The organism is Pseudoxanthomonas yeongjuensis, from assembly GCF_010093345.1.
Lineage (GTDB): Bacteria > Pseudomonadota > Gammaproteobacteria > Xanthomonadales > Xanthomonadaceae > Pseudoxanthomonas_A > Pseudoxanthomonas_A yeongjuensis.
Map to the genome: position 1 here is coordinate 1,220,692 of NZ_PDWT01000001.1, position 21,920 is coordinate 1,242,611.

Genomic DNA, 21,920 nt, shown 5'->3' on the forward strand with positions numbered 1-21,920 from the left:
GCGGGAATCGCTCTTGCTCTTGCTCTTGCTCTTGCTCTTGCTCTTGCTCTTGCTCTTGCTCTTGCTTGGTAGCGTCGAGCTTTCTCGATTGCTTCGGCGATGAAGCGCGGAAAGCGAAGAGCGATTCCCGCCTGCGCGGGAATGACGATGAGAAGGGGCTCTGCAGCCCTCTGCCGCCCCACCCGCCGTTACAATGCCCGCATGACTACCCCGCCCACCGCCCAACGCCCTTCCCTGCAGAAACTGTTCCTGACCGGCCTGCTGACCCTGTTGCCGATCTGGCTGACCTGGGTGGTGGTGAAGTTCGTGTTCGTGCTGCTGTCGGATATCAGCCGGCCGCTGGTGGAGCCGATGTCGCACCAGATCGCCGCCTCGTTCCCCGATTCGATGGGCTGGTTCAACGCGCAGTGGGTGCAGGCCGGCATCGCCCTGGTGGCCACGCTGTTCGTGATCCTCGCGGTCGGCGTGCTGACCCGGCGCGTGATCGGGCAGCGCATGCTGGGCTGGTTCGAGTTGCTGATCCTGCGCATCCCGCTGGCCAGCACCATCTACACCAGCGCGCGCCAGCTGCTGGACATCCTGCAGACCAAGCCAGGCAATACCCAGCGCGTGGTGCTGGTGGATTTCCCGCACAAGGAAATGAAATCGGTTGGCCTGGTGACGCGCATCCTCAAGGAAGAAGGCACGGGACGCGAGCTCGCCGCCGTGTACGTGCCGACCACGCCCAACCCGACTTCCGGTTATCTGGAGATCGTGCCGATCGAATTGCTGACGCCGACCGACTGGACCGTGGACCAGGCGATGAGCTTCATCATCTCCGGCGGCGCGGTTTCGCCGGAGAGCGTGCCCTTCACCCGCGCAGGTGATCGCTAGGTCATGGAGTCGCGGTGGCGGAACGATCGCGCGTTGCGGTTGTCCGCCGCGCTCATCGCTTTGCTCTGCGCCGATGTGGTTCTGGCCGGTACCGATGCCAGCGCCGCCCGATCGGCGCCACTGTCGCTGACCGCACACCGCATCGAACTCGACGGCGGCCGCCGGTTCGACCTGCAACTGCCGGCCGGTTACACAATCAGCCCCGCCCTCCAGGGCCTGAAGCGAGTGCGTTTCTTTGCTCTCAGCCCCGACCGGCGAGTGTTCGCGACCGACATGCACGACCTCGGCGACAACCGGCGCGGCGTGGTCTACATCCTCGACGGATGGAATGCGGCGGGCGGCCGCTTCAGTGGTGCGATTCCCTATCTCACCGGCCTGCGCAACCCCAACAGCATCGCCTTCCATGTCGATACCGAAGGACGGCAATGGCTGTACCTGGCACTGACCGACAAGCTGGTGCGCTATCGCTACCGGAATGGCGACGACGCGCCGTCAGGCGAAGCCGAAACCGTGGCCACGTTTCCCGATTACGGCCTGTCCTACAAGTACGGCGGCTGGCACCTGACCCGCAGTATCGCCTTCGCCGACAACGGCAAGCTGTATGTCTCGGTGGGCAGCAGCTGCAATGCCTGCCTCGAGAAGGAGCCGATCCGCGCCTCGGTGCTGGAAATGAATCCGGATGGCAGTGAATCGCGCGAGTACGCGCGCGGATTGCGCAATGCGGTCGGACTGGCGTTCATCGACCATGGTCTGGTCGCGACCAACCAGGGCGCCGACCACCTTGGCCGCGACCGCCCGGAGGAAACCCTGTATCGGCTCGAAGATGGCGCCGACTACGGCTGGCCGCATTGCTACCAGTGGCAGGGCCGCGTCCGTGCCGATCCCAAATTCCCGCGCAGCGCTGGCTGCGATGCGGTGCCCAAGGCACTGGCGACATTCCCCGCCCATTCCTCGGCGCTGGGACTCGCGTACTTCAGCGCGACCGATACCAGTTCCCCGGCCGATAGCCCGGCATACCCGCGTCTCGCCGGCAGTCATCTCGTTGCCCTGCATGGCTCGACCAATGCGCGCCTCGGCCGTGGCTACCGCGTAGTGCAGACAACCGCGGATGGGAGCGAAACCCGTACATTCATCGATGGCTTCCTGCAGGGCGGCAAGGTGCTGGGCCGACCCTGCGGCATCCTCGCTTTCGGCGACGACTCGTTCCTGCTCAGCGACGACCGCCGCGGCGTGGTCTATTACGTCCGGCCCAGCCTGCCACCCACTCCACCCATCGCTCTTCCGGTCACGCCATGAACGATACCGCGCCACCACGCAGCCCCACCCGCACCCTCGACGATCGCGCAGTCCGCCTGTTCATCGCCCTGGCCGCGTTCTTCTGCGTCAACGCGGTGCTAGCCGAATTCATCGGGGTCAAGATCTTCGCTCTGGAAGACACTCTGGGCATGGCGCCTTTGCAGTGGAACCTGTTCGGCGAGAAAGGATCGCTGAGCTTCACCGCCGGCACCCTGCTGTGGCCGGTGGTGTTCATCCTCACCGACACCATCAACGAATTCTTCGGCAAACGCGGGGTGAAATTCATTTCCTGGGTGGCGGTCGCGCTGATCGTGTACGGCTTCCTGTTCGCCTTCGCCGCGATCGCGCTTGCGCCCGCCGACTGGTGGGTGACGGCCGCGCAGTCGCAGGGCGTGCCCGACTACCAGAAGGCCTTCGCCGCGATCTTCGGCCAGGGCATGTGGACGATCGCCGGTTCCATCGTCGCCTTCCTCCTCGGCCAGCTGATCGACGTCGCCGTGTTCCACCGCATCCGCAACGCAACGGGCGAGAAGCACGTGTGGCTGCGCGCGACCGGTTCCACCGCGGTGTCGCAACTGGTCGACAGTTTCGTGGTCCTGTACATCGCCTTCGTGCTGGGGCCACAGAAATGGCCGACATCCTTGTTCCTGGCGGTCAGCACGGTGAATTACGCCTACAAGATGCTCGCTGCCATCGCGCTGTTGCCGTTGCTGTACCTGATGCGGCACGGCATCCGCGCCTATCTGGGCCATGCACGCGAGAAAGAGCTGCGCGAGGAAGCCGCCTCCGATTGACCCGTCCCCACAGTGACTTCCTCCGGGGCGTAGGAGCGGGCCTTGCCCGCGATGCTTTTCGTGACGCAATCGCAAGAGCATCGCGGGCAAGGCCCGCTCCTACAACGGCAGTTCCGTGACTTTTGTCGCTGGCCTTGCGGGCACGCATGCGGCACTCTCGCTGGCTACCGCCTTCCGGAGCCTCGCGATGACCCGTCTGCTGCCCAGCTTGCTCGCCCTTGCCACTGCCACCATTCTGTTCACCGCAGTTCCACAGGTCGAGGCCGCAAGCAGGAATGCTGCCGGAACCGCCCAGGTCGCCAAGTCCGAGGGCGTGCACAAGGGCGCCCGGCTGACCAGGCTGTATGCCGAATACTGGGAAGAGGTGCTGAAGCTCAACCCGGTCCAGGCCACCTTCCAGGGCGACAACCGCTACAACGACCAGTTGCCCGATTTCGGATCGGCGGGGTACCGCAAACAGCAGCACGAATTCAGCGTGCGCTGGTTGAAGACCATCGAAGGCGTGGGCAGCGACGGCTTGGCCGGTCAGGACCTGTTGAGCTACGAAATCTTCGTCCGCGACGCGAAGAATTCGCTCGAGGGCGAACGCTTCCCCGACTGGATGATGCCGGTCAACCAGATGGGCAGCATCGCCAGCTATGCGGTGATGCTGGGCGGCGGCACCAGCGCGCAACCGTTCAAGACGGTCAAGGACTACGACAACTGGCTGGCCCGCGGCAACAAGCTGCCGCAGTTGTTCGACACCGACATCGCCAACATGCGCGAAGGCATGAAAGCCGGCGTGGTCCAGCCGCGCGCGCTGATGGTCAAGGTGATCCCGCAACTGGACGCGCTGATCAAGGACAAACCCGAGGACACCCTGTTCTGGGGTCCGATCAGCAACCTGCCCAAGGATTTCAGCGATAGCGACAAGCAACGCCTCACCGTCGCGTACCGCACGATGATCGCCGACCAGCTGCTGCCCGCGTATCGCGAGCTGCGCGCCTTCATCAACGACGAATACCTGCCGGCGACGCGCGACAGCGTGGGCATCGACAAGCTGCCGGACGGCCAGGCCTGGTATGCGTACAACGCCCGCAACACCACCACCACCGACATGAGCCCGGCGACGATCCACCAGATTGGCCTGGATGAAGTCGCACGCATCCATGGCGAGATCCGCAAGCTGATGGCCGAGACCGGTTTCAAGGGTTCGCTGCAGGATTTCTTCAAGTTCATGCAGACCGACCCGCGCTTCAGTTTCAAGGACGAGCCCGCACTGCTTGCGTACTACCGCGCCCTGGAAGCCCGCATCAACAAGCGTATTCCGGAACAGTTTTCGCTGATCCCCAAAGCGCCGTTCGAGATCCGCCCGGTGGAAGAGTTCCGGGCCAAGTCCGCCGCCGGTGGCGAATACCAGAGCCCCAGCGAAGATGGCAGCCGTCCGGGCATTTTCTACGTCAACACCTACGACCTGCCGACGCGCAAGACCTGGGACGCGGAAGACCTGTTCCTGCATGAGGCGATCCCGGGTCACCACTTCCAGCTGGCCCTGCAGCAGGAACTCGGCGACGTGCCGGCGTTCCGCCGCTTCGGTGGCGAGACCGCCTTCATCGAGGGCTGGGGCCTGTATTCGGAATCGCTGGGCAAGTCGCTTGGAGTGTACGAGACGCCTTACGACTACTTCGGCTACCTGCAGAACGAACTGTGGCGCGCGATCCGCCTGGTCACCGACACCGGCCTGCACAGCAAGGGCTGGACCCGCGAGCAGGTGATCAAGTACATGCTCGATAATTCGGCCGAGAGCGAAACACAATCCACCGCCGAAGCCGAGCGCTACATCGCCTGGCCGGCGCAGGCGCTGGCCTACAAGATCGGCGAACTGAAGATCCAGCAGGTCCGCGCCAAGGCCGAAAAGGAACTGGGCGACAAGTTCGATATCCGCGGATTCCATGCCGAGGTCCTGAAGGACGGCTCGGTGCCGCTGGACGTGCTGGAAGCCAAGATCGACCGCTGGATCGCGAGCAGGAAAGGCTGATCAGCGCAGGGAGGGTACTTCGTATCCGCCCTGCCGATCATTGTAGGAGCGACGCAAGTCGCGAAGCCCGGAAAATCGAGTTATCGGACTTCGCGACTTGCGTCGCTCCTACAGCACGCTGCATCGTCAGCCAGCCGCGATCGGATGCCGGCTCCTCCATTCCGCGAACAGCGCGCGCATCTGCGCCTGCTGGCGCGGCCGCCAGTATTTTGTTTTCTGCTCGAATCCCGAATCCGTTCCCCACTCGGGAATGGCGCGCACCGTTGCCTCGAACCACCGCAGCGCAAGCTCTCTGGAACCCATCGTCCAGTACGCCAGTGCATACGTGTAGGTGACCCAATAGGGATGGCCCCATGCAGTTGTTCGGCTCGGGCATCAGCGTGCGCTCCAATGAGGGAGGCTCCATCAACACAGATCGGAGATGATGACCTTCGCCGCATTATGCCCCGGCGCACCGGTCACGCCGCCGCCCGGATGGGTGCCGGCGCCGCAAAGGTAAAGCCCCGGCACGGCGCCACGATAATCCGCCTGCCCGATCATCGGGCGTGCGCTGAACAACTGGTTGAGCGACAGCGCGCCATGGAAGATGTCGCCGCCGATCAGACCGAAGGTGCGTTCCAGGTCCAGCGGCGTCAACACCTGCCTGCCGAGGATCGAAGCGCTGAAGCCCGGTGCGTACTTTTCCACCGTCGCGATCATCACGTCGGCGACTTCGTCGCGATGGTCGTCCCAGCCGCGTCCACCGGACAGTTCCGGTTGCACCTGCTGGCAGAACAGGCTGGCGACGTGCTGGCCCGGTGGCGCCAGCGTGCCGTCCAGGGTGGAGGGAATCAGCATCTCCACGATCGGTTCGCGCGACCAGCCGTGTTCGCGCGCATCCAGGTAAGCGCGATCCATGTAGTCCAGGTCCGGCGCCATGATGATGCCGGCGGTGAGATGGTCGCCCTCGCCCGGCAAGGCGCTGAAATCGGGCGACTTCGACAGCGCCACGTTCATGCGCAATGTGCCGGAGCCGCAGCGCCAATTCGCCATGCGTTCGCGGGTCGGCGCGGGCACCACGTTCGGCGACATCAATCGTTCGTACAGCAGTTTCGGATTGACGTTGGCGACCACCGCACGGGCGCGCAGGGTTTCGCCGGACTCGGTGACCACGCCGCTGGCGCGCCCCGGCTTTCCATCGGCTTTCTCGACGATGACCTCGCGCACGCCCGCATCGGTGCGGATCTCGACGCCGGCGGCGATGGCGGCTTTCGCCATGGCCTGGGTGATCGCGCCCATGCCGCCGATGGCGTGGCCCCACGCCCCCTTCACTCCGTCCACTTCGCCGAACACATGGTGCAGCAGCACATAGGCCGAACCCGGCGTGTACGGGCTGGCGTAATTGCCGACGATGCCGTCGAAACCCAGCACCGCCTTGATCGGCGTGCTCTCGAACCAGCGATCCAGGTATTCGCCGGCCGAGATGGTGAACAAGTCCAGCAATTCCTGGCGCAGGGTTTCATCCAGCGCGTGCAGGCGCTTGCCGAGGCGGCCGGCGCGCATCAATTCCGGCAGGGCCTTCCACCAGCCGTTGTCGGTGACGTTGGGTGGCGGCTGCAAGGCCAACGCGCGCAGCACATCGGCGATGGCTTCGAGGCGGCGTTCGTATTCGGGCAGGCGTTCCGCATCGCGGCGCGAGAACTTGGCCACTTGCCGTTCGGTCTCGCCGCCGCCGGTGAGCAGGTAGCGGTTGTCGGGCAACGGCAGGAAGTTGCTGCGCTTGCGTTGCACGATGCGTAATCCGTGCGCATGCAGGTCCAGGTCGGCGATGACCCTGGGCTGCAGCAGCGACACGGTGTAGGAGGCGACCGAATTGCGGAAGCCCGGGTGGAATTCCTCGGTCACCGCCGCGCCGCCGACCACGTGCCTGCGCTCGAGCACGGTCACCTTCAAGCCGGCCCTGGCGAGGTAGGTCGCACAGACCAGGCCGTTGTGGCCGCCGCCCACCAGCAGCACATCGCATTTGTCCGAGGCCTTGGTCATTCCGCTGCTCCCCGGCGGGAATCGCCGGTGTGGACGAATCATCGCCCGAAACGGCGACCATAACGCGGCCCCGCCTACAAAGAGGCCACTTGGCCCGTCTGCGCTCCTATAATCGGCTGAACGGGGTCCAGGCAACGCAATGGTTATGGGGAGCGGTCCGATGTCGACAATGCCGGGGGCCATGACATGCCATTCCCGCAGGCGTGTCTTGTGCAAGCATCGCTCCGCGCGCCTCAGGCACTCCTTGCCTTGTCGTGGATTCGATTGAGCCCGTGAACATCCCGCTTCCCTGGATCGCGCGATTCAAGTCCCGTCTGCTGACCGGGCTGGCGGCGGCATCGCTGGTGACCCTGTTGATCCTGTCCGGGCTGAGCTGGCGTGCCGACACTTGGCTCTACGATTCCGTCGCCCATGCCACTTCGCGTCCCGCCGATGATCGCATCGTGGTGGTGGCGATCGACCAGAAAAGCCTGGCCGAACTGGGGCGCTGGCCGTGGTCGCGGCGCACGCATGCCGAGTTGGTCGATCGCCTGACCACCGCCGGCGTGCGTGGCATTGGCCTGGACATCCTGTTGTCCGACCCCGCCTTGTACGATCCCGAAGGCGATGCCTTGCTCGCGCGGGCCTTGAACAGGAGCGGCAAGGTGGTGTTGCCGGTGTATGCCGAAGCCGGGATCCGCCACGGCCCCACCGTGGAATTGATGCCGATTCCCGAGTTCGCCGCCTCCGCCGCCGCGCTCGGGCACGTGGAGGCAGGCCTTGATGCCGACGGTGTGGCCCGCTCCGCATTCCTGCGCGCAGGCGTGGGTTCTGCGCACTGGCCTTCGCTGGCGCTGGCATTGAGCCAGTTGGGAGCACCCGGCGCGATCACCGCGCCCCTGCCCGGCCTGCGCATTCCCGAGCCGGAACAGATAGCGCCGCAAAGCTGGGTGCGCGACTACCAGGTGCGGGTGCCTTATGCCGACCCCGCTGATGGCTACCAGCGCGTTTCCTATGTCGATGTAGTGAAGGGCCGCGTTGCAGTGTCGAAGTTGCGCGGGCGCTGGATCCTGGTGGGCGCCACCGCCCCTGCGATCGGCGAGCAACTGGTCGTGCCGGGCGGCCACGCCGCGGATTCACGCCTGTCTGCGGTGTATTACCAGGCCAATGTGCTGAACATGCTGCTGCGCGGCGATACCATCGTCCCGCTCGGCCTGCCCACGCAATTGCTGTTGTCGATCGCAGTGGTCATCGCGCCCTTGCTGTTGTTCGGCTTGCGCGGCCCGCACAGGATCTGGCAGCCGCTCGCGGTCGCCGCCGCACTGGCGCTCCTGCTTTCGTTCCTGCTGTTGCGCTTCGGCCACGCCTGGTTTCCGCCGATGTCGGCGCTGGCGGTGCTGGGGATCGGTGCATTGCTATGGCTGGTGCGCTTGTTGCGGCGCACGCGCCATCAGGCGCAGTCCGATTCGCTGACCGGGCTTCCCAACCGCCTCCGCTTCGACGAGGAACTGGGGCAGGCGTTGCGCCAGGCGCAACGCAGCGGCCAGCCGCTGTCGCTGCTGCTGCTGGACGTGGATCATTTCAGGCGGCTCAACGACAGCCTCGGCCAGCAAGCCGGCGACGAAGTGTTGCGGATCCTGTCCACGATCCTGCGCGGCCGCGCGCGACGGCCGCGAGACTTGGTGGCGCGGTTGGGCAGCGACCAGTTCGCGGTGCTGTTGCCGGAAACCACGCCGCAATCGGCGGCCGCAATCGCCACTACTATCCACGTCGACCTGGCCAACCTGGCGACGCGCCCGGCCTGCCCCGAATCGACCCCGCCCTTCACCGCCAGCATCGGCATCCATACCGCCCGCGCCGGCGAGGAGACGACGGTGGAAGAAATCTTCCAGCGCGCCGACAACGCGCTCTACCAGGCCAAGCAGGATGGCCGCAATCGCAGCTTCAGTCATGCTGCGGAAAGCGGATCTATAACAACTAGTTAGCTTGCAAGGGGAGATCATGGAGGCTTGGCTAGGCCTTATAGGCGCACTCGCAGGCACCGCAATCGGCGGGCTTGTCACGTACAAGGTCGCGAACCAGCAGCATGTTCATGAGCGTCGCACGGAGAAGGAGCGGCGCCTGATTGCCGCATACGAATCCATCCATGACCTTCTTACGACAATTGCTGGTCAAGCATCTACGTTAAATCTTGGGGTTCTTGGTGCAGTCGGGTTCAATTCTCCAATCAAGGGTGACCTGCTAAAAGAAAAGATACAGCTAGATCGCTTGCGCATGCTCACCGATTTCTACGCTCCGACACTCGCGTCGGACGTAAAGGCTATTTCTGACCAATTTGCAATCGTCAGTCGCGCAGTTGGCGAAACAATGCTGCAAAAGCAGCATACGGACGAGTGGCGGTCAAAGATGGCTGAGACGGCAGCACTTGCCTCAGCCGAGCTAACTAATCTTGTTCAATCCGCGCAAAAAAAACTGGCCGATCTTGCCAGATCCGTCGTTGCAAGCTAACAATTCATTCAAGCCGAACCCGCTTCGTGGATCGGCTTAATTAGGCCTCAGGTGGCACGGGAAGGTTTCATGGCAGACAAAAAGGATTACTGGTTTTCGGCCAAGACCTACGGGTGGGGCTGGGGCCTGCCCTATGTGTGGCAAGGGTGGTTTGTTTATGGCATTGCAGCTGTCTTATTGATTGCCGGCGTTTTTATTTTTCCGCCAATCACTCGTCCCGTTGTTTTCCAGATTTACACATGGAGCGTAGTCTTGCTCCTTGTAGTCATATGTTGGATTAAAGGTGAGCCGCCACGTTGGCGCTGGGGCAAGTAGGTTGCCGTCGGAAACGGCGTCAGAGTCACTTCCTCGGCATGATCTGGGGTAAGTGTCTCTGACACCGTTCTTATCCGTCCCCGTTAGACCGGCCAAGCCGCAACGCACCTTCAGCTTCAATGAACTGTCAGACCTTTGTCTGCGTAGCGCGAGTGGTGAGTCGCCCTTTGCGGAGCACGCGCTCGGAACGCATGACATGCAACACGAAGACACGATAGCCGTCATGACGATAGAAGACGCGGCAGGGTGGCTCGATGATCTGTCGGTAGCGCGATCGCTTCAGCTCTTGCGGGCGGCTGCCGCTCTCGGGGTGATCCGCCAACTGCCCGACGTGCCCCACGATGCGCTTGACCAACTCCGCGGCCGCGGCCGGATTCTCAAGCGCGATGTAATCGGCGATAGCGTCCAGGTCGCTTAGCGCCGGCTCTGACCAGACTATTTCAGCCATCGCGCGAGGCGCGTCTTGGCTTGGGCATGGGTAGCTACGCGACCTTCGGCTATCGCCTGCTCCCCGCGAGCGATGCCCTCAAGGACGCTCATGCGTTGCTGCATGAGCTGGTAGGTCTCGACATCCACCAGGTACGCGCTGGGCAGACCATGCTGGGTAATGAGGATGGGCTCTTTATCCCGCTCGATATCCGAGAGCAGCTCAGTAGCCTGACGCTTGAGGGTAGTGACGAGTTCGGTGCGCATGAAGTGATACTAAAGTGCCACTACCGGACTCGCAAGGACTTCGGCAAAATCCAACATTCGCGGGCCTTCAACAACCGAATGGCTGCTCATGGCGATATGCAGCATATCCAGACCTTCCCCGCTCGCCTCGCCCTATCGCCAAAGCCCCGCCAAGCAAGGACTTAACCCGGTTTGTGAAGGAATGGTGACGTAGCCGGCATTACCTTCGACACCCTCAGGCCAGCGGTCGCAGGCGTAGAGTCTGCGCACGCCCCGGTCCGGGGCCTTCCTTTGTCCTATGCCCTGTCGGGCCGGAGTTTCCTAGTGATCCGCAAACCCCAGATCCTGTTGTTGTCCCTTGCCGTGACCGCGGCGCTGGCTGGCTGTTCCAAGAAGGAAGAGACGGCCGCATCCGCGACCGACGCCACCGCTGCGGCCACGGAACCGGCCAAGCTGACCCTGGACGAATCCAAGCTGCCGCCGGTCAACCGCTTCCTGGTCACCGACCTGGACACCAGCAAGAACGCCTGCACGGACTTCGGCGGTTACGTCAACGGCAAATGGCTTGAAGCCAACAAGATCCCCAACGACCGCACCAGCTGGGGCGCATTCGAGATGCTGGATGAGCGCTCCACCGGCGTGCAGCACCAACTGGCCGAACAGGCCGCAGCCGACAAGAACGCCACCGGCGTGGAGAAGATCGTCGGTGACCTGTGGTCCACCGGCATGGACGAGGCCAAGATCAACGCCCAGGGCATCGACCCGATCAAGGGCGAACTGGCCGCCATCGATGCGCTGAAGGACAAGGACGCCATCGTCGGCTACCTGCGCAGCAGCGCGGCCAAGGGCCAGAACGGCCTGTTCGGCTTCGGCGCCGAGGCCGACTTCAAGAATTCCAGCATGAATATGGCGTACGCCTCGCAGGGCGGTCTCGGCCTGCCGGACAAGGAGTACTACATCAAGGCCGAGAACAAGGCCAAGCTCGACGCCTACCAGGCGCATATCGCCAAGGTGCTGGAGCTGTCCGGCGTGGCCGCCGCCGATGCCGCGGAACAGGCCAAGGCCGTGATCGCGTTCGAGACCCGCCTGGCCAAGGCTTCCAAGTCCAGCGAGGAACTCTCGCGCGACGTGTCGCTGTACTACAACCCGGTCAGCCTGGCCGATGCCGACAAGCTGACGCCTAACTTCTCGTGGACCGAATTCTTCAAGTCGCAAGGCGTGGCCCCGCAGGAGAAGTTCTCCCTGGCCATCCCCGCCTTCCATGAGGAAGTCAGCAAGATGCTGGGCGACACCGACCCGGCAGCCTGGCGCAGCTACCTGCGCTTCCACACCGTCGATAGCGCCGCGCCGTACCTGAGCGACGCCTTCGCCAACGAGAACTTCGACTTCTACAACAAGACCCTGCGCGGGCAGAAGGAAATCAAGCCGCGCTGGAAGCGCGTGCTGGGCACGATCGAAGGCCAGGCCGGCGAAGCTCTGGGCCAGTTGTACGTGAAGGTCGCCTTCCCCGCCGAGTCCAAGGCCAAGATGGAAACCCTGGTCGGCAACCTGCGCACCGCCCTGAAGGCGCGCATCGAAAACCTGTCGTGGATGAGCGCCGAGACCAAGCAGAAGGCCATCGCCAAGTGGGAAACCTTCACCCCGAAGATCGGCTACCCGGACAAGTGGCGCGAATGGAACGGCTTGGCCACCAGCCGCGACAGCTACATCGGCAACGTCATCGCCGCCACCGAGTTCAACTACAAGTGGAACCTGGGCAAGGTCGGCAAGCCGGTCGACAAGACCGAATGGGGCATGAGCCCGCAGACGGTCAACGCCTACTACAACCCGCTGCAGAACGAGATCGTGTTCCCAGCCGCGATCCTGCAACCGCCGTTCTTCGACGCCAACGCGCCGGATGAGGCGAACTACGGCGGCATCGGCGCGGTGATCGGCCACGAGATGACCCACGGTTACGACGACCAGGGCGCGCGCTTCGGGCCGACCGGCAACTTCGAGAACTGGTGGAGCGAGGCGGACGCCAAGGGCTTCTCGGGCCTCACCGACAAGCTGATCCAGCAGTTCAACGAATACGACGCCAACGGCACCAAGGTCAACGGCAAGCTGACCCTGGGCGAGAACATCGCCGACCTGGGCGGCCTCAACACCGCCTACGACGCGATGAAGAAGGCGACCGACGGCGTGCCCGATCCGAAGACCGACGGCCTGACCCGCGACCAGCGCTTCTTCCTCAACTGGGCCACGGTGTGGCGCCGCAACTTCACCCCGGAAGAACTGACCGTGCGCCTGAAGACCGACCCGCATGCGCCGGCCAACTTCCGCGCCATCGGCACTCCGTCCAACATGCCCGCGTTCGCCGCCGCGTTCTCGTGCAAGGCCGGCGATCCGATGGTGCGGGGCGACGACAAGAAAGTCGTGATCTGGTAAGCCAGGCGCGATGAAGCAATGAGCACAGGCCCGGCATGTCCGGGCCTGTGCTTTTCCGGACACTACGAACCAGCAATGCAGGCAAAGGCTGGCGCGCGAATACCCGAGGAGCACGACCGATGAACACCACCAATCCACGACTGCTGACGCTGTCCCTTGCGATCATCGCCACGTTGGCGGCATGCAAGGCCGGCGATTCGATGGTGCGTGCCGATGATGGGAAGGTCGCGATCTGGTAGCTAGGGGGAGGGGGCGGGAAGCAAGAAGCAAGAAGCAAGAAACGAGAAACGAGAAACGAGGAAAAAGTAAAAGCTCCTCTTCCCTCACTCCTCTTCCCTCACTCCTCGTTCCTCGTTCCTCGTTCCTCGTTCCTCACTCCTCGTTCCTCCTCACTCCTAACAACGAGACCTCCATGCCCACCCGCACCCTCAAACCACTCGCCATCGCGCTCGCGCTGGCTCTCGCGCAGTCACAGGCAAGCGCCGCCGAGGCGGCCAGGCCCGTGTACGACGTGCATGAGCTGGATCCGGCCATCTCCGCCTGCCGGGATTTCAACGGCTACGCGAACGGCAGATGGATCGCGGCCAATCCGATCCCCGCCGACAAGACCCGCTGGGGCGCCTTCGACCAGTTGCGCGAACAAAGCCTCGATGCGCAGCACAAGCTGGTCGATGCCGCGAATGCGAATGCCGACAAGGCCACAAGCGGCTCGATCGAACAGAAGATCGGCTGGCTGTACCGCTCCGGCATGGACGAAGCCACGATCGACAAGGCCGGCTTCGATCCGATCAAGCCGGACCTCGCGACGATCGCCAGGATCAACGACACCGCCGGCATCGTCGCCTGGCTGGGCGATGCCTTCGCCAAGGGCGAAGGCCAGGGCTTCCGTTTCGGTTCCGGCACCGATTACCAGGACGCGACCCGCCAGATCGCCTTCGCCAACCAGGGCGGACTCGGCCTGCCGACGCCCGACTACTACAGCAAGGACGAGCACAAGGACCTCCGCGCGGCCTACCTCGCGCACATCGCCAAGGTGTTCGCGCTGACCGGTGTGTCCGATGCCGAAGCGAAACAGAAGGCCGATGCCGTATTGGCATTCGAGACCAGACTGGCCAAGGCCTCGCTGTCGCGGGTCGAACTGCGCGACCCGAAGAACCGCTACCGCTTCATGAGTTTCGAAGAAGCCAACAAGGTCACGCCGCACCTCGACTGGAACGCGTTCTTCAAGGCCATCGACGTGCCGGCCGGCAACGGCTTCTCGCTGTCGCAGCCGAAGTTCTTCGCCGAGTTCGACGCGATGCTCGCCGACGTGCCCACTGCGCAATGGCGCGACTACCTCGCCTTCCACGCCATCGACGATGCCTCCAATTACCTGTCGAAGCCGTTCCAGGACGAGAATTTCGCCTTCTACGGCCAGACCCTCAACGGCCAGCCGGAGCAGCGCGTGCGCTGGAAGCGCGTACTCGAGGCGGTCAACGGCGGCATGGGTGAAGCACTCGGCCAACTGTACGTGAAGGACTACTTCCCGCCCGAAGCCAAGGTGCGTGCGCAGCAACTGGTCGACAACGTGCGCAATGCGCTGAAGGCCCGCATCGAAGGCCTGGACTGGATGAGCGACGAGACCAAGGCCAAGGCGCTGGAGAAGTGGAGCACCTTCCTGCCGAAGATCGGCTACCCGGACAAGTGGCGCGGCTGGGACGGTCTCGCCGTCAAGCCGGACGGTTATTTCGCCAACCTGCGCGCGGCCAACGACTTCAACAACCGCTACGACCTCGACAAGATCGGCAAGCCGACCGATCGCTACGAATGGAACATGACCCCGCAGACGGTCAACGCGTACTACAGCTCCGGCACCAACACCATCAACTTCCCGGCCGCGATCCTGCAACCGCCGTTCTTCTACGCCGATGGCGACGATGCGATCAACTACGGCGGCATCGGCGCGGTGATCGGGCACGAGGCCGGCCACGGCTTCGACGACAGCGGCAGCCAGTTCGATGGCGCCGGCAACAACGTCAACTGGTGGACGCAGCAGGACCGCGACCGTTTCGAACAGCGCACCGCAAAGCTCGCCGCGCAGTTCGATGCCTACGTGCCGCTGGCCGACCATCCGGACAACCACGTCAACGGCAAGCTGACGATGGGCGAGAACATCGGCGACCTCGGCGGCCTCAACTTCGCCTACGACGCGCTGCAGGCGGCCGATGGCGACAAACCCGATCCGAAGATCGACGGCTTGAGCCGCGACCAGCGTTTCTTCCTGAGCTGGGCCCGGGTCTGGCGCGGCAACATCCGCGACAAGGCGCAACTGGTGCTGCTCAACGCCGATCCGCACTCGCCGGCCAAGTTCCGCGCGATCGGCGCGCCTTCGAACATGCCCGCCTTCGCCGCCGCGTTCCAGTGCAAGGCCGGGGACCCGATGGTGCGCGGGGCGGATGCGAAGGTCGTGATCTGGTAAGCCGGGAAGAGCGAGGAACGAGGGGAGAGGAGTGAGGAGTGAGAGAAAAGCCAAAGCTGCTCTCCCGTTCTCCGTTCTTCCACTCACTCCTCGTTCCTCGTTCCTGCTCGCTCCTCATCCGGCAAGTCCCTGGCCGGATTGAAAAAGCCCGAAGGCCCGGCATCGCCCGGGCCTTCGCTTTTGCGGACCACATTCAGGGCCGCACGCCGTGCCCTTGCTAGAATCCGTGCACTTCACCGCCACGGAATTCCCTGATGCCGCATTTGCGTCTCGCCCTCAGCAAGCCCACCCTGCTCGCCCTGGCCCTGCTGGTCGCCTTCGGCGCCACCGATGCCGAGGCCGCCAAGAAGAAAAAGAAGGCGAAAGCGCCGGCGGTCAGCGCCGAATGCAGCGATTTCTACACCAGCGCCAACGATGCCTGGTTCAAGGCCAACCCGTTGCCGTCCGATATAGGCTCGCTGAGCGTCCTGGGCCAACTGCGCGAACGCAGCCAGCAACAGCAGAAAGACCTGCTCGACGCCGCCATGCAGGCGCCGCAGGGCAACGTGCAGAAGCTGCTCGGCGATTTCTGGGCCAGCGGCCTGGACGAAGCGGCGGTGGAAGCCGATGGCGCCAAGCCGATCGCCCCGTTGCTGGACCGCATCAACGGCATCAAACGGGCCAAGGACGTGCCGGCCGCGATCGCCGCGCTGCACCAGGTCGGCATCCCGGTGGTCTTCAATTTCAGCCCGGACGTGGACCTGAAAGCGCTGGACCGCCATATCGGTTATTTCTCGCAGGGCGGCCTGGGCCTGCCCGATCCGGCCTACTACACGCGCACCGATGCCGAGACCCAGGAGTTGCTGGGCCGCTACCGCGCCTATGTGAAGCAGATCCTCGCCCTCACCGGCACCAAGGCCGGGAAACTCGATGCCGAAGCGGCCCAGGTCATCGACCTGGAGACGCGCATCGCCCAGGCCTCGCGGCCGCTGCTGGATCTGGGCAACCCGCTGGCGAACTACGTCCCGGTCGCCACCAAGGACCTGGCCAAGCCGTACAAGAACCTGCAGCTGGATGCGTTCCTCAAGGCCCAGGGCGTCAACGACGACATCGTGTCCCTGGCCAACCCCGCGTTGTTCGCCCAGCTCAACACCCTGGTCGCCAGCATCAAGCCCGACCAGTGGAAGACCTATCTGCGCTGGCAGGTCGGCGACGCGATGGCCCCCTACCTGGCCAAGTCGTATCGCGATGCCTCGTTCGAATTCCGTGGCCGCGTGCTGCGTGGCGAAGCCGCCCCCACGCCGCGCTGGCAGCAGGTGCTGGATGCGATCAATACCGGCGCCGGCCCGATGCTGGGCCGCGAATACGCGGCGCGCTACCTGCCCTCGGCCAGCAAGAGCAAGGCCGAATCGGTTGCCCAGGACGTGCGCGATGCCCTGGTCCGCGGCATCGAACGCAACAGCTGGATGAGCGCCCCGGCCAAGGCCGAAGCCAAGTCCAAGATCGACAAGCTGAAGATCGAGATCGGCACCCCGCGCCGCGATCTCGACTACAGCGTGCAGCCGATGGGCCGCGGCAGTTTCGGCAGCAACATCCTGATCGCTTCCACCTGGCGCCACCGCGAGGAAATGAAGCGCATCGGCAAGGGCAATGCCGACCGCCGCTGGGACGTGCTGCCGCAACAGCCGGCGCTGGCCTACGACCTGGCCCAGAACCGGCTGATCGTGACCGCGGCGGTGCTGCAGGCGCCGGTGTTCGACGTCAGCCGCGGCGACTCGGCGCTGTACGGTTCCTACGGCGCGCTGGTCGGGCATGAATTGAGCCGCGGATTCGACAAGCGCGGTCGCATGGTCGACGCCAGCGGCGAGATCCGCGACTGGTGGACCCCGGCCGACCTGGCCGCCTGGGAGGCGATCGGCATGCGCGTGGCCGCGCAATATGCCGGCTACGACTATCCCGGCGTCACTGGTTCCAAGGTCAACGGCAACCTGACCCGGGACGAGAACATGGCCGACCTGGCCGGCGTGGAACTGGCGTGGGACGCCTTCACCAACGCCCAGCTGGCGCCGAACCTGGGCGCCAAGCAGACCCTGTTCCGCACCTGGTCGGAGCTGTGGGCGCAGCAGGTGTCGCCGGCCGAGGCCGCGCAACGCGTCACCACCGACGTGCACGCCCCCGGCCAGTGGCGCAGCAACGGCCCGCTGGCCAACCAGCCCGCGTTCGGCGAATCCTTCACCTGCAAGGCCGGCCAGCCGATGCGCCGCAGCGACGCGGAGCAGATCAGGATCTGGCGCTGAGTCGTACGCAACAACTGCAAAATAAAACGGCGCGCAAATTCGCGCCGTTTTTTGTCTGTGGGATCTTTTGATCCTGTGGGAGCGGCGTAAGCCGCGATGACACCCAGATATCTTTTCGGCCCCGGCGGATTGAAGCCAATGAATTCCAATGGCTTCTTTTCTGCTCAAGATACTTTCGGGGGTCACTATCGCGGCTTACGCCGCTCCCACAGACCCTCAGACCTGCAGTCACACACATCCCGCATCAGCGGACGATCCGCGGCCCCGGTGGACGACGCTTGTTGAACGGCGGTTGCCCGCGCCAATAGCGGATCAACAGCCATCCGAACAGCATGCCGCCCAGATGGGCGAAATGGGCCACGCCCGGTTGCCAACCGGTGAAACCCAGCATCAATTCGGCCGCGCCGTAGACGATCACCAGGGTGCGCGCCTTCATCGGGATCGGCGGGAACAGCAACATCACCCGCTGGTTGGGGAACAGCATGCCGTAAGCCAGCAGCAGGCCGAACACGCCGCCGGACGCGCCGACCGTAGGATAGGGTTCGCCGCCATGCGAAACCGTCCACCAGCCGACCACCACCTGCAACAGGCCGGCGCCGACGATGCACACCAGGAAGTAGGTGAGGAAACGGCGATCGCCCCAGGTGTATTCCAGCGGCGCACCGAACATGAACAGCGCCAGCATGTTGAACGCCAGGTGCGGAAAGCTTCCGTGCATGAAGCCATAGGTCAGCAGCTGCCAGGGCTTGAACTCGTAGCCCGCGGAAAACAGGTCGAGGCCGTTCGGCCCCAAAGGCCACAACATCATCGAAGCCAGCGCTTCGTCGCCCAGCGCTTGCTGCAGCAGGAATACCACCACGTTGGCGATCATCAATGCCTGAGTGATCTTGGGAATTCTGGGGAACATCGATAGTTCTCGGAGTGCCTGGCCCTTATCATACCGGCATGCCTTCCCTGCCCGTGGCGGTCCTGCATGACCCAGCCACGCTTGCCGGGGCCCTGAGTGAACACGGCGCGTGCCTGTTGTCGGATTTCCCCGCGCCCCGGGTCGGCAGGGCATTGCACGATGCCCTGAAGCAGCGCCAGGTCGCCGGCACCTTGCGGGCCGCCGAAGTCGGCCATGGCAAACAACATCATCTGCGCATCGCCATCCGTGGCGACGACACCCAATGGCTGGATGGCGATTCAGGTCTGGCTGCCGCCTCTTTCCTTTCGAGTCTGCAGGCCCTGCGCGTGGCGATGAACCAGCATCTGTTCCTGGGCCTGGAGGAAGAGGAAGCGCACTTCGCCTGCTATCCGGTCGGTGCCCGCTACCACCGCCATCGCGACCAGTTCCACGACAGCGATGCACGCGTGCTGTCGCTGGTGAGTTATCTCAACCATGACTGGCGGCAGGACCAGGGCGGCGCCCTGCGCCTGCACCTGCCGCAGGGATCGATCGACGTATTTCCGCACGCGGGAACCAGCATCGTTTTCTCGAGCGAGATCGAGCACGAAGTGCTGCCGGCGACGCGCGAGCGATCCAGCATCGCCGCCTGGTTCCGCAGGCGCCCACGCTGACCGCTAGTCCAGCGGACCCCACACCTGTTCATCCACCGTCCGCGCGGCCTTGAGCCCGCGTACCCGGCCATTCACGACGGTCACGCCCTCGGCACGCAGGCGCTGGCATTGTTCGCGGTAACCCTTGGAGCCTTCCGGCAGGGCGATGCGTCCGTCGGATCGCAGGACCCTGTGCCAGGGCAATTTCGGATCTGTGTTCTCGCTCAGGGTCTTCGCCGCCAGGCGCGCGCGTCCGGGCAGTCCGGCGCGATGCGCCACTTCGCCGTAACCGGCGACCTGTCCGCGCGGGATCGCGCGGACGGCGGCGAGGATGCGTTCGGCGGGAGACTTGTCGGCCATGAGGCATTAGCATAGCCGCGGCGATCCGAAGGAGCACGACATGCAGAATTTCGAGCAGATCCGCAGCCACCTGAGCAAAGCCGGCTACAAGGTGACCATGCACGAGCCGTACGTGGCTTGCGTGGAGTTGTCGCTGGCCGGCGGCAACCGCCACCAGGCGATCTTCCTGTCCGAACTGGGCAACGACGACGAACGCGGCTACCTGCGGGTGAGCACGGTGATCGCGCCGATCACCGGCATCGACGCGCGCCGCGCGCTCGGCTTCAACTGGCAGAGCAGCGTCGGCTACCTGGCCATCGGCGACCTGGACGGCGTGCCCTACCTCCAGCTGTGCGAGAACCGGCCGTATGAAGGGCTGACACCCTCGGAAGTGGACCGCATGGTCCTGGAAATCGGCGGCCTGGGCGACAGCATGGAGCGCGCGCTTTCGGCAGAAGGCGATCTGTTGTAGGAGCGGGCCTTGCCCGCGATGCTCTTAGATCATTGACCCGAGAAAGGCATCGCGGGCAAGGCCCGCTCCTACAAGAGCCTTACGTCCAGCCCAGCGCCTCGATCAGCCGCCACAGTCCGTAGGCGATACCGCCGGCGGCGGGAATGGTCAGGATCCACGCCCAGACGATGCGTTCGATCACGCTGAACTTCAGCGCCTTGGGATTTTTCGCAAATCCCACGCCCATGATCGCGGTGGAAATGCTGTGGGTGGTCGACACCGGCATGCCGAAGTGCGCGGCCACGGTGAGGATGGTGGCCGAACTGGTCTCCGCGGCGAAGCCGTGGATCGGGTGCAGCTTGACCATCTTGTGACCCAGGGTCTTGATGATTTTCCAGCCGCCCGAGGCGGTGCCTGCGGCCATCACCACCGCGCAGGTCAGCACGATCCACAGCGCGATCTCTTTCTCGTCGCCGCTTCCCGGGTGCAGGAACGCCAACCATGCCGGCAGGTCGTCCAGCGCGCCGGTCGCTTCGGCGCCGAACAGGGTCAGGGCGATGACGCCCATGGTCTTCTGCGCATCGTTGTGCCCATGCGCGTAGCCCATGTAGGCCGCGGACAGGATCTGCGCCTTGCCGAAGAACGCATTGACCCAGCGCGGCCGCGCCAGCCGCGCCAGCGGTCCGCCGGCCTTGGCCATCGCCGCGATCAGCGCCCACAGCAGCAGCATCACCAGCACGCCCAACAGGAAACCGGCGATCGGCGAGGTGATCATCGGCAGGAACACCTTCCACAACAGGCCCTTGTTCTTGGCCCAGTTGCCGACCTGCTCGGACCAGATCAACGCCGCCCAGTTGTTGTGCGCCGCCGCCAGTGCCGCGCCGCACAAGCCGCCGATCAGCGCATGCGAGGACGAGGAAGGCAGGCCTTTCCACCAGGTGATCAGGTTCCAGATGATGCCGCCCAGCAACGCGCACAGGATCACCTGCGAGCTGGCGTCCACCACCCCGGTATTGATGATGCCGCTGGCGATGGTGGCCGCGACCGCGGTCCCGGTGAGCGCGCCGATCAGGTTCATCACCGCCGCCAGGATCACCGCCCAGCCCGGCGCCAGGACCTTGGTCGCGACCACGGTGGCGATGGAATTGGCGGTGTCGTGGAAACCGTTGACGAACTCGAACACGAGCGCGGCCAGGATCACGATCAGGACCAGAGCCAGCATCAGCTGTTCTTCAGCACGATCTGGTAGGCCACCACGCCGGCCTCGCGGCAGCGGTCGATGGCTTTCTCCAGGATCTCGAAGAACTCCTTGAGCAGGAACATCTGCAGGTTGTCCAGGCGCCCGGAATAGATGTCGCGATACAACTCCAGCATCAACCGGTCGGCCTCGTTCTCCAGCGCGCGCAGCTTCTCGTTGAGCGCGGTCATGCGATCGATGTTCATTTTCTGCAGGTCGTGGACCATCTCCACCACCACCGCCGCGGCCTGCTCCAGCATCGCCGCGCGCGGCGCGAAATCGATGCCTTCCAGGTGCTTGACCGCCAGCGAATAGCGGTCGGCGAACTTCTCGACCTGCTTGGGGATCTTGTACAGCGCCGAACCCAGGGCCTCGATGTCCTCGCGCTCGAGCGGGGTGATGAAGCTGTCGACCAGGGCGTGGCTGATCTTGTCGGAGGCGGCGCGCTCGCGCTGGCGGGCCAGCTTGAAGGCGTCCAGCGCCGGCTGCCGGTCGGTGGCCTTCATCATGCTGTGCAGGGCCTTGGTGCTGTCGTAGGCGGCTTGCGCGGCTTCGTCGAGCAGGGTGTAGAACTGCTGGCCGGAGCCGAAAATCGTCTGCAGCGAAAACATGGGGCGTGTCCCGCCGTCACGGGAGGGACGGCAACCGGAAGGAATTATGACGGTTTAGGGACAGGCTGTGGCACCCGCCCCGGCATTACCGGGGCGCATGCGTCCG

The 21,920-nt window shown here is 64.4% G+C and carries 20 protein-coding genes; 12 read left to right on the forward strand and 8 right to left on the reverse strand.

The window, feature by feature from the left end; all coding sequences use genetic code 11:
- Positions 1–201 precede the first annotated feature (201 nt).
- From CSC74_RS05450 to CSC74_RS05465, 4 genes are all read left to right on the forward strand, one after another.
- A complete protein-coding gene (locus CSC74_RS05450; protein WP_162313362.1) occupies positions 202–873 on the forward strand; it encodes a DUF502 domain-containing protein in 672 nt (223 codons plus the stop codon).
- Positions 874–906: 33 nt separating this feature from the next.
- On the forward strand, positions 907–2,169 hold the full coding sequence (locus tag CSC74_RS05455) for a PQQ-dependent sugar dehydrogenase (protein ID WP_211369550.1): 1,263 nt from the start codon (positions 907–909) through the stop codon (positions 2,167–2,169).
- Positions 2,166–2,963: a queuosine precursor transporter gene (locus CSC74_RS05460; protein ID WP_162313364.1), complete on the forward strand. Its 798-nt coding sequence runs from the start codon at positions 2,166–2,168 to the stop codon at positions 2,961–2,963. The genes CSC74_RS05455 and CSC74_RS05460 overlap by 4 nt, the downstream gene beginning before the upstream one ends.
- Before the next feature lie 187 nt (positions 2,964–3,150).
- A complete protein-coding gene (locus CSC74_RS05465) occupies positions 3,151–4,980 on the forward strand; it encodes a DUF885 domain-containing protein (protein WP_162313365.1) in 1,830 nt (609 codons plus the stop codon).
- A gap of 126 nt (positions 4,981–5,106) precedes the next feature.
- Here CSC74_RS05465 and CSC74_RS17640 read toward each other — a convergent pair whose 3' ends face one another.
- On the reverse strand, positions 5,107–5,241 hold the full coding sequence (locus tag CSC74_RS17640) for a hypothetical protein (RefSeq protein ID WP_281349714.1): 135 nt from the start codon (positions 5,239–5,241) through the stop codon (positions 5,107–5,109).
- Positions 5,242–5,385: 144 nt separating this feature from the next.
- A complete protein-coding gene (locus tag CSC74_RS05470; protein WP_162313366.1) occupies positions 5,386–7,002 on the reverse strand; it encodes a phytoene desaturase family protein in 1,617 nt (538 codons plus the stop codon).
- Between the two features lie 272 nt (positions 7,003–7,274).
- Here CSC74_RS05470 and CSC74_RS05475 point away from each other — a divergent pair, with 272 nt between their 5' ends.
- The 3 genes from CSC74_RS05475 to CSC74_RS05485 all read left to right on the forward strand — a co-directional run bounded on the left by CSC74_RS05475 (position 7,275) and on the right by CSC74_RS05485 (position 9,804).
- Positions 7,275–8,966: a CHASE2 domain-containing protein gene (locus CSC74_RS05475; RefSeq protein ID WP_162313367.1), complete on the forward strand. Its 1,692-nt coding sequence runs from the start codon at positions 7,275–7,277 to the stop codon at positions 8,964–8,966.
- Between the two features lie 16 nt (positions 8,967–8,982).
- Complete coding sequence (locus CSC74_RS05480) at positions 8,983–9,489, forward strand: hypothetical protein (protein WP_162313368.1); 507 nt, start codon at positions 8,983–8,985, stop codon at positions 9,487–9,489.
- A gap of 69 nt (positions 9,490–9,558) precedes the next feature.
- Positions 9,559–9,804, forward strand: coding sequence for a hypothetical protein (locus CSC74_RS05485; protein ID WP_162313369.1), 246 nt, complete (start codon positions 9,559–9,561; stop codon positions 9,802–9,804).
- 127 nt (positions 9,805–9,931) lie between these two features.
- On the opposite strand, the gene CSC74_RS05490 is transcribed toward CSC74_RS05485, so the two are convergent.
- Positions 9,932–10,252: a type II toxin-antitoxin system RelE/ParE family toxin gene (locus CSC74_RS05490; protein ID WP_162313370.1), complete on the reverse strand. Its 321-nt coding sequence runs from the start codon at positions 10,250–10,252 to the stop codon at positions 9,932–9,934.
- A complete protein-coding gene (locus CSC74_RS05495; protein WP_162313371.1) occupies positions 10,240–10,497 on the reverse strand; it encodes a type II toxin-antitoxin system prevent-host-death family antitoxin in 258 nt (85 codons plus the stop codon). Before CSC74_RS05495 ends, CSC74_RS05490 begins: the two co-directional genes overlap by 13 nt.
- A gap of 324 nt (positions 10,498–10,821) precedes the next feature.
- On the opposite strand from CSC74_RS05495, the gene CSC74_RS05500 reads away from it, so the two are divergent.
- The 3 genes from CSC74_RS05500 to CSC74_RS05510 all read left to right on the forward strand — a co-directional run bounded on the left by CSC74_RS05500 (position 10,822) and on the right by CSC74_RS05510 (position 17,637).
- Entirely contained in the window at positions 10,822–12,903 is a 2,082-nt protein-coding gene (locus tag CSC74_RS05500; RefSeq protein WP_162313727.1) for a M13 family metallopeptidase, read from the forward strand.
- Between the two features lie 412 nt (positions 12,904–13,315).
- Positions 13,316–15,361, forward strand: coding sequence for a M13 family metallopeptidase (locus tag CSC74_RS05505; protein ID WP_162313372.1), 2,046 nt, complete (start codon positions 13,316–13,318; stop codon positions 15,359–15,361).
- Positions 15,362–15,615: 254 nt separating this feature from the next.
- Positions 15,616–17,637: a M13 family metallopeptidase gene (locus CSC74_RS05510; protein ID WP_162313373.1), complete on the forward strand. Its 2,022-nt coding sequence runs from the start codon at positions 15,616–15,618 to the stop codon at positions 17,635–17,637.
- 244 nt (positions 17,638–17,881) lie between these two features.
- Here the strand turns inward: CSC74_RS05510 and CSC74_RS05515 are convergent, their stop codons facing one another.
- Positions 17,882–18,544 carry a rhomboid family intramembrane serine protease gene (locus tag CSC74_RS05515; protein WP_162313374.1) on the reverse strand — a complete coding sequence of 221 codons (663 nt, stop codon included), beginning with the start codon at positions 18,542–18,544 and terminating at the stop codon, positions 17,882–17,884.
- 38 nt (positions 18,545–18,582) lie between these two features.
- On the opposite strand from CSC74_RS05515, the gene CSC74_RS05520 reads away from it, so the two are divergent.
- Positions 18,583–19,197: a 2OG-Fe(II) oxygenase gene (locus tag CSC74_RS05520; RefSeq protein WP_162313375.1), complete on the forward strand. Its 615-nt coding sequence runs from the start codon at positions 18,583–18,585 to the stop codon at positions 19,195–19,197.
- Between the two features lie 3 nt (positions 19,198–19,200).
- Here CSC74_RS05520 and CSC74_RS05525 read toward each other — a convergent pair whose 3' ends face one another.
- Positions 19,201–19,536 carry an MGMT family protein gene (locus tag CSC74_RS05525; RefSeq protein ID WP_162313376.1) on the reverse strand — a complete coding sequence of 112 codons (336 nt, stop codon included), beginning with the start codon at positions 19,534–19,536 and terminating at the stop codon, positions 19,201–19,203.
- 40 nt (positions 19,537–19,576) lie between these two features.
- Here CSC74_RS05525 and CSC74_RS05530 point away from each other — a divergent pair, with 40 nt between their 5' ends.
- Positions 19,577–19,987: a type III secretion system chaperone family protein gene (locus CSC74_RS05530; RefSeq protein WP_162313377.1), complete on the forward strand. Its 411-nt coding sequence runs from the start codon at positions 19,577–19,579 to the stop codon at positions 19,985–19,987.
- 79 nt (positions 19,988–20,066) lie between these two features.
- On the opposite strand, the gene CSC74_RS05535 is transcribed toward CSC74_RS05530, so the two are convergent.
- Together CSC74_RS05535 and CSC74_RS05540 are read right to left on the reverse strand one after the other, a co-directional pair.
- Positions 20,067–21,188 carry an inorganic phosphate transporter gene (locus tag CSC74_RS05535; RefSeq protein WP_162313378.1) on the reverse strand — a complete coding sequence of 374 codons (1,122 nt, stop codon included), beginning with the start codon at positions 21,186–21,188 and terminating at the stop codon, positions 20,067–20,069.
- Entirely contained in the window at positions 21,188–21,814 is a 627-nt protein-coding gene (locus CSC74_RS05540) for a DUF47 domain-containing protein (RefSeq protein ID WP_162313379.1), read from the reverse strand. The genes CSC74_RS05535 and CSC74_RS05540 overlap by 1 nt, the downstream gene beginning before the upstream one ends.
- Positions 21,815–21,920: the final 106 nt, after the last annotated feature.

Bases quoted from the DNA above. Each gene is read 5' to 3' on its own strand.
- CSC74_RS05450 (WP_162313362.1), top strand. From the start codon at position 202: ATGACTACCCCGCCCACCGCCCAACGCCCTTCCCTGCAGAAACTGTTC.
- CSC74_RS05460 (WP_162313364.1), top strand. From the start codon at position 2,166: ATGAACGATACCGCGCCACCACGCAGCCCCACCCGCACCCTCGACGAT.
- CSC74_RS05465 (WP_162313365.1), top strand. From the start codon at position 3,151: ATGACCCGTCTGCTGCCCAGCTTGCTCGCCCTTGCCACTGCCACCATT.
- CSC74_RS05470 (WP_162313366.1), bottom strand. From the start codon at position 7,002: ATGACCAAGGCCTCGGACAAATGCGATGTGCTGCTGGTGGGCGGCGGC.
- CSC74_RS05480 (WP_162313368.1), top strand. From the start codon at position 8,983: ATGGAGGCTTGGCTAGGCCTTATAGGCGCACTCGCAGGCACCGCAATC.
- CSC74_RS05485 (WP_162313369.1), top strand. From the start codon at position 9,559: ATGGCAGACAAAAAGGATTACTGGTTTTCGGCCAAGACCTACGGGTGG.
- CSC74_RS05490 (WP_162313370.1), bottom strand. From the start codon at position 10,252: ATGGCTGAAATAGTCTGGTCAGAGCCGGCGCTAAGCGACCTGGACGCT.
- CSC74_RS05495 (WP_162313371.1), bottom strand. From the start codon at position 10,497: ATGCGCACCGAACTCGTCACTACCCTCAAGCGTCAGGCTACTGAGCTG.
- CSC74_RS05505 (WP_162313372.1), top strand. From the start codon at position 13,316: ATGCCCACCCGCACCCTCAAACCACTCGCCATCGCGCTCGCGCTGGCT.
- CSC74_RS05510 (WP_162313373.1), top strand. From the start codon at position 15,616: ATGCCGCATTTGCGTCTCGCCCTCAGCAAGCCCACCCTGCTCGCCCTG.
- CSC74_RS05515 (WP_162313374.1), bottom strand. From the start codon at position 18,544: ATGTTCCCCAGAATTCCCAAGATCACTCAGGCATTGATGATCGCCAAC.
- CSC74_RS05520 (WP_162313375.1), top strand. From the start codon at position 18,583: ATGCCTTCCCTGCCCGTGGCGGTCCTGCATGACCCAGCCACGCTTGCC.
- CSC74_RS05525 (WP_162313376.1), bottom strand. From the start codon at position 19,536: ATGGCCGACAAGTCTCCCGCCGAACGCATCCTCGCCGCCGTCCGCGCG.
- CSC74_RS05530 (WP_162313377.1), top strand. From the start codon at position 19,577: ATGCAGAATTTCGAGCAGATCCGCAGCCACCTGAGCAAAGCCGGCTAC.
- CSC74_RS05535 (WP_162313378.1), bottom strand. From the start codon at position 21,188: ATGCTGGCTCTGGTCCTGATCGTGATCCTGGCCGCGCTCGTGTTCGAG.
- CSC74_RS05540 (WP_162313379.1), bottom strand. From the start codon at position 21,814: ATGTTTTCGCTGCAGACGATTTTCGGCTCCGGCCAGCAGTTCTACACC.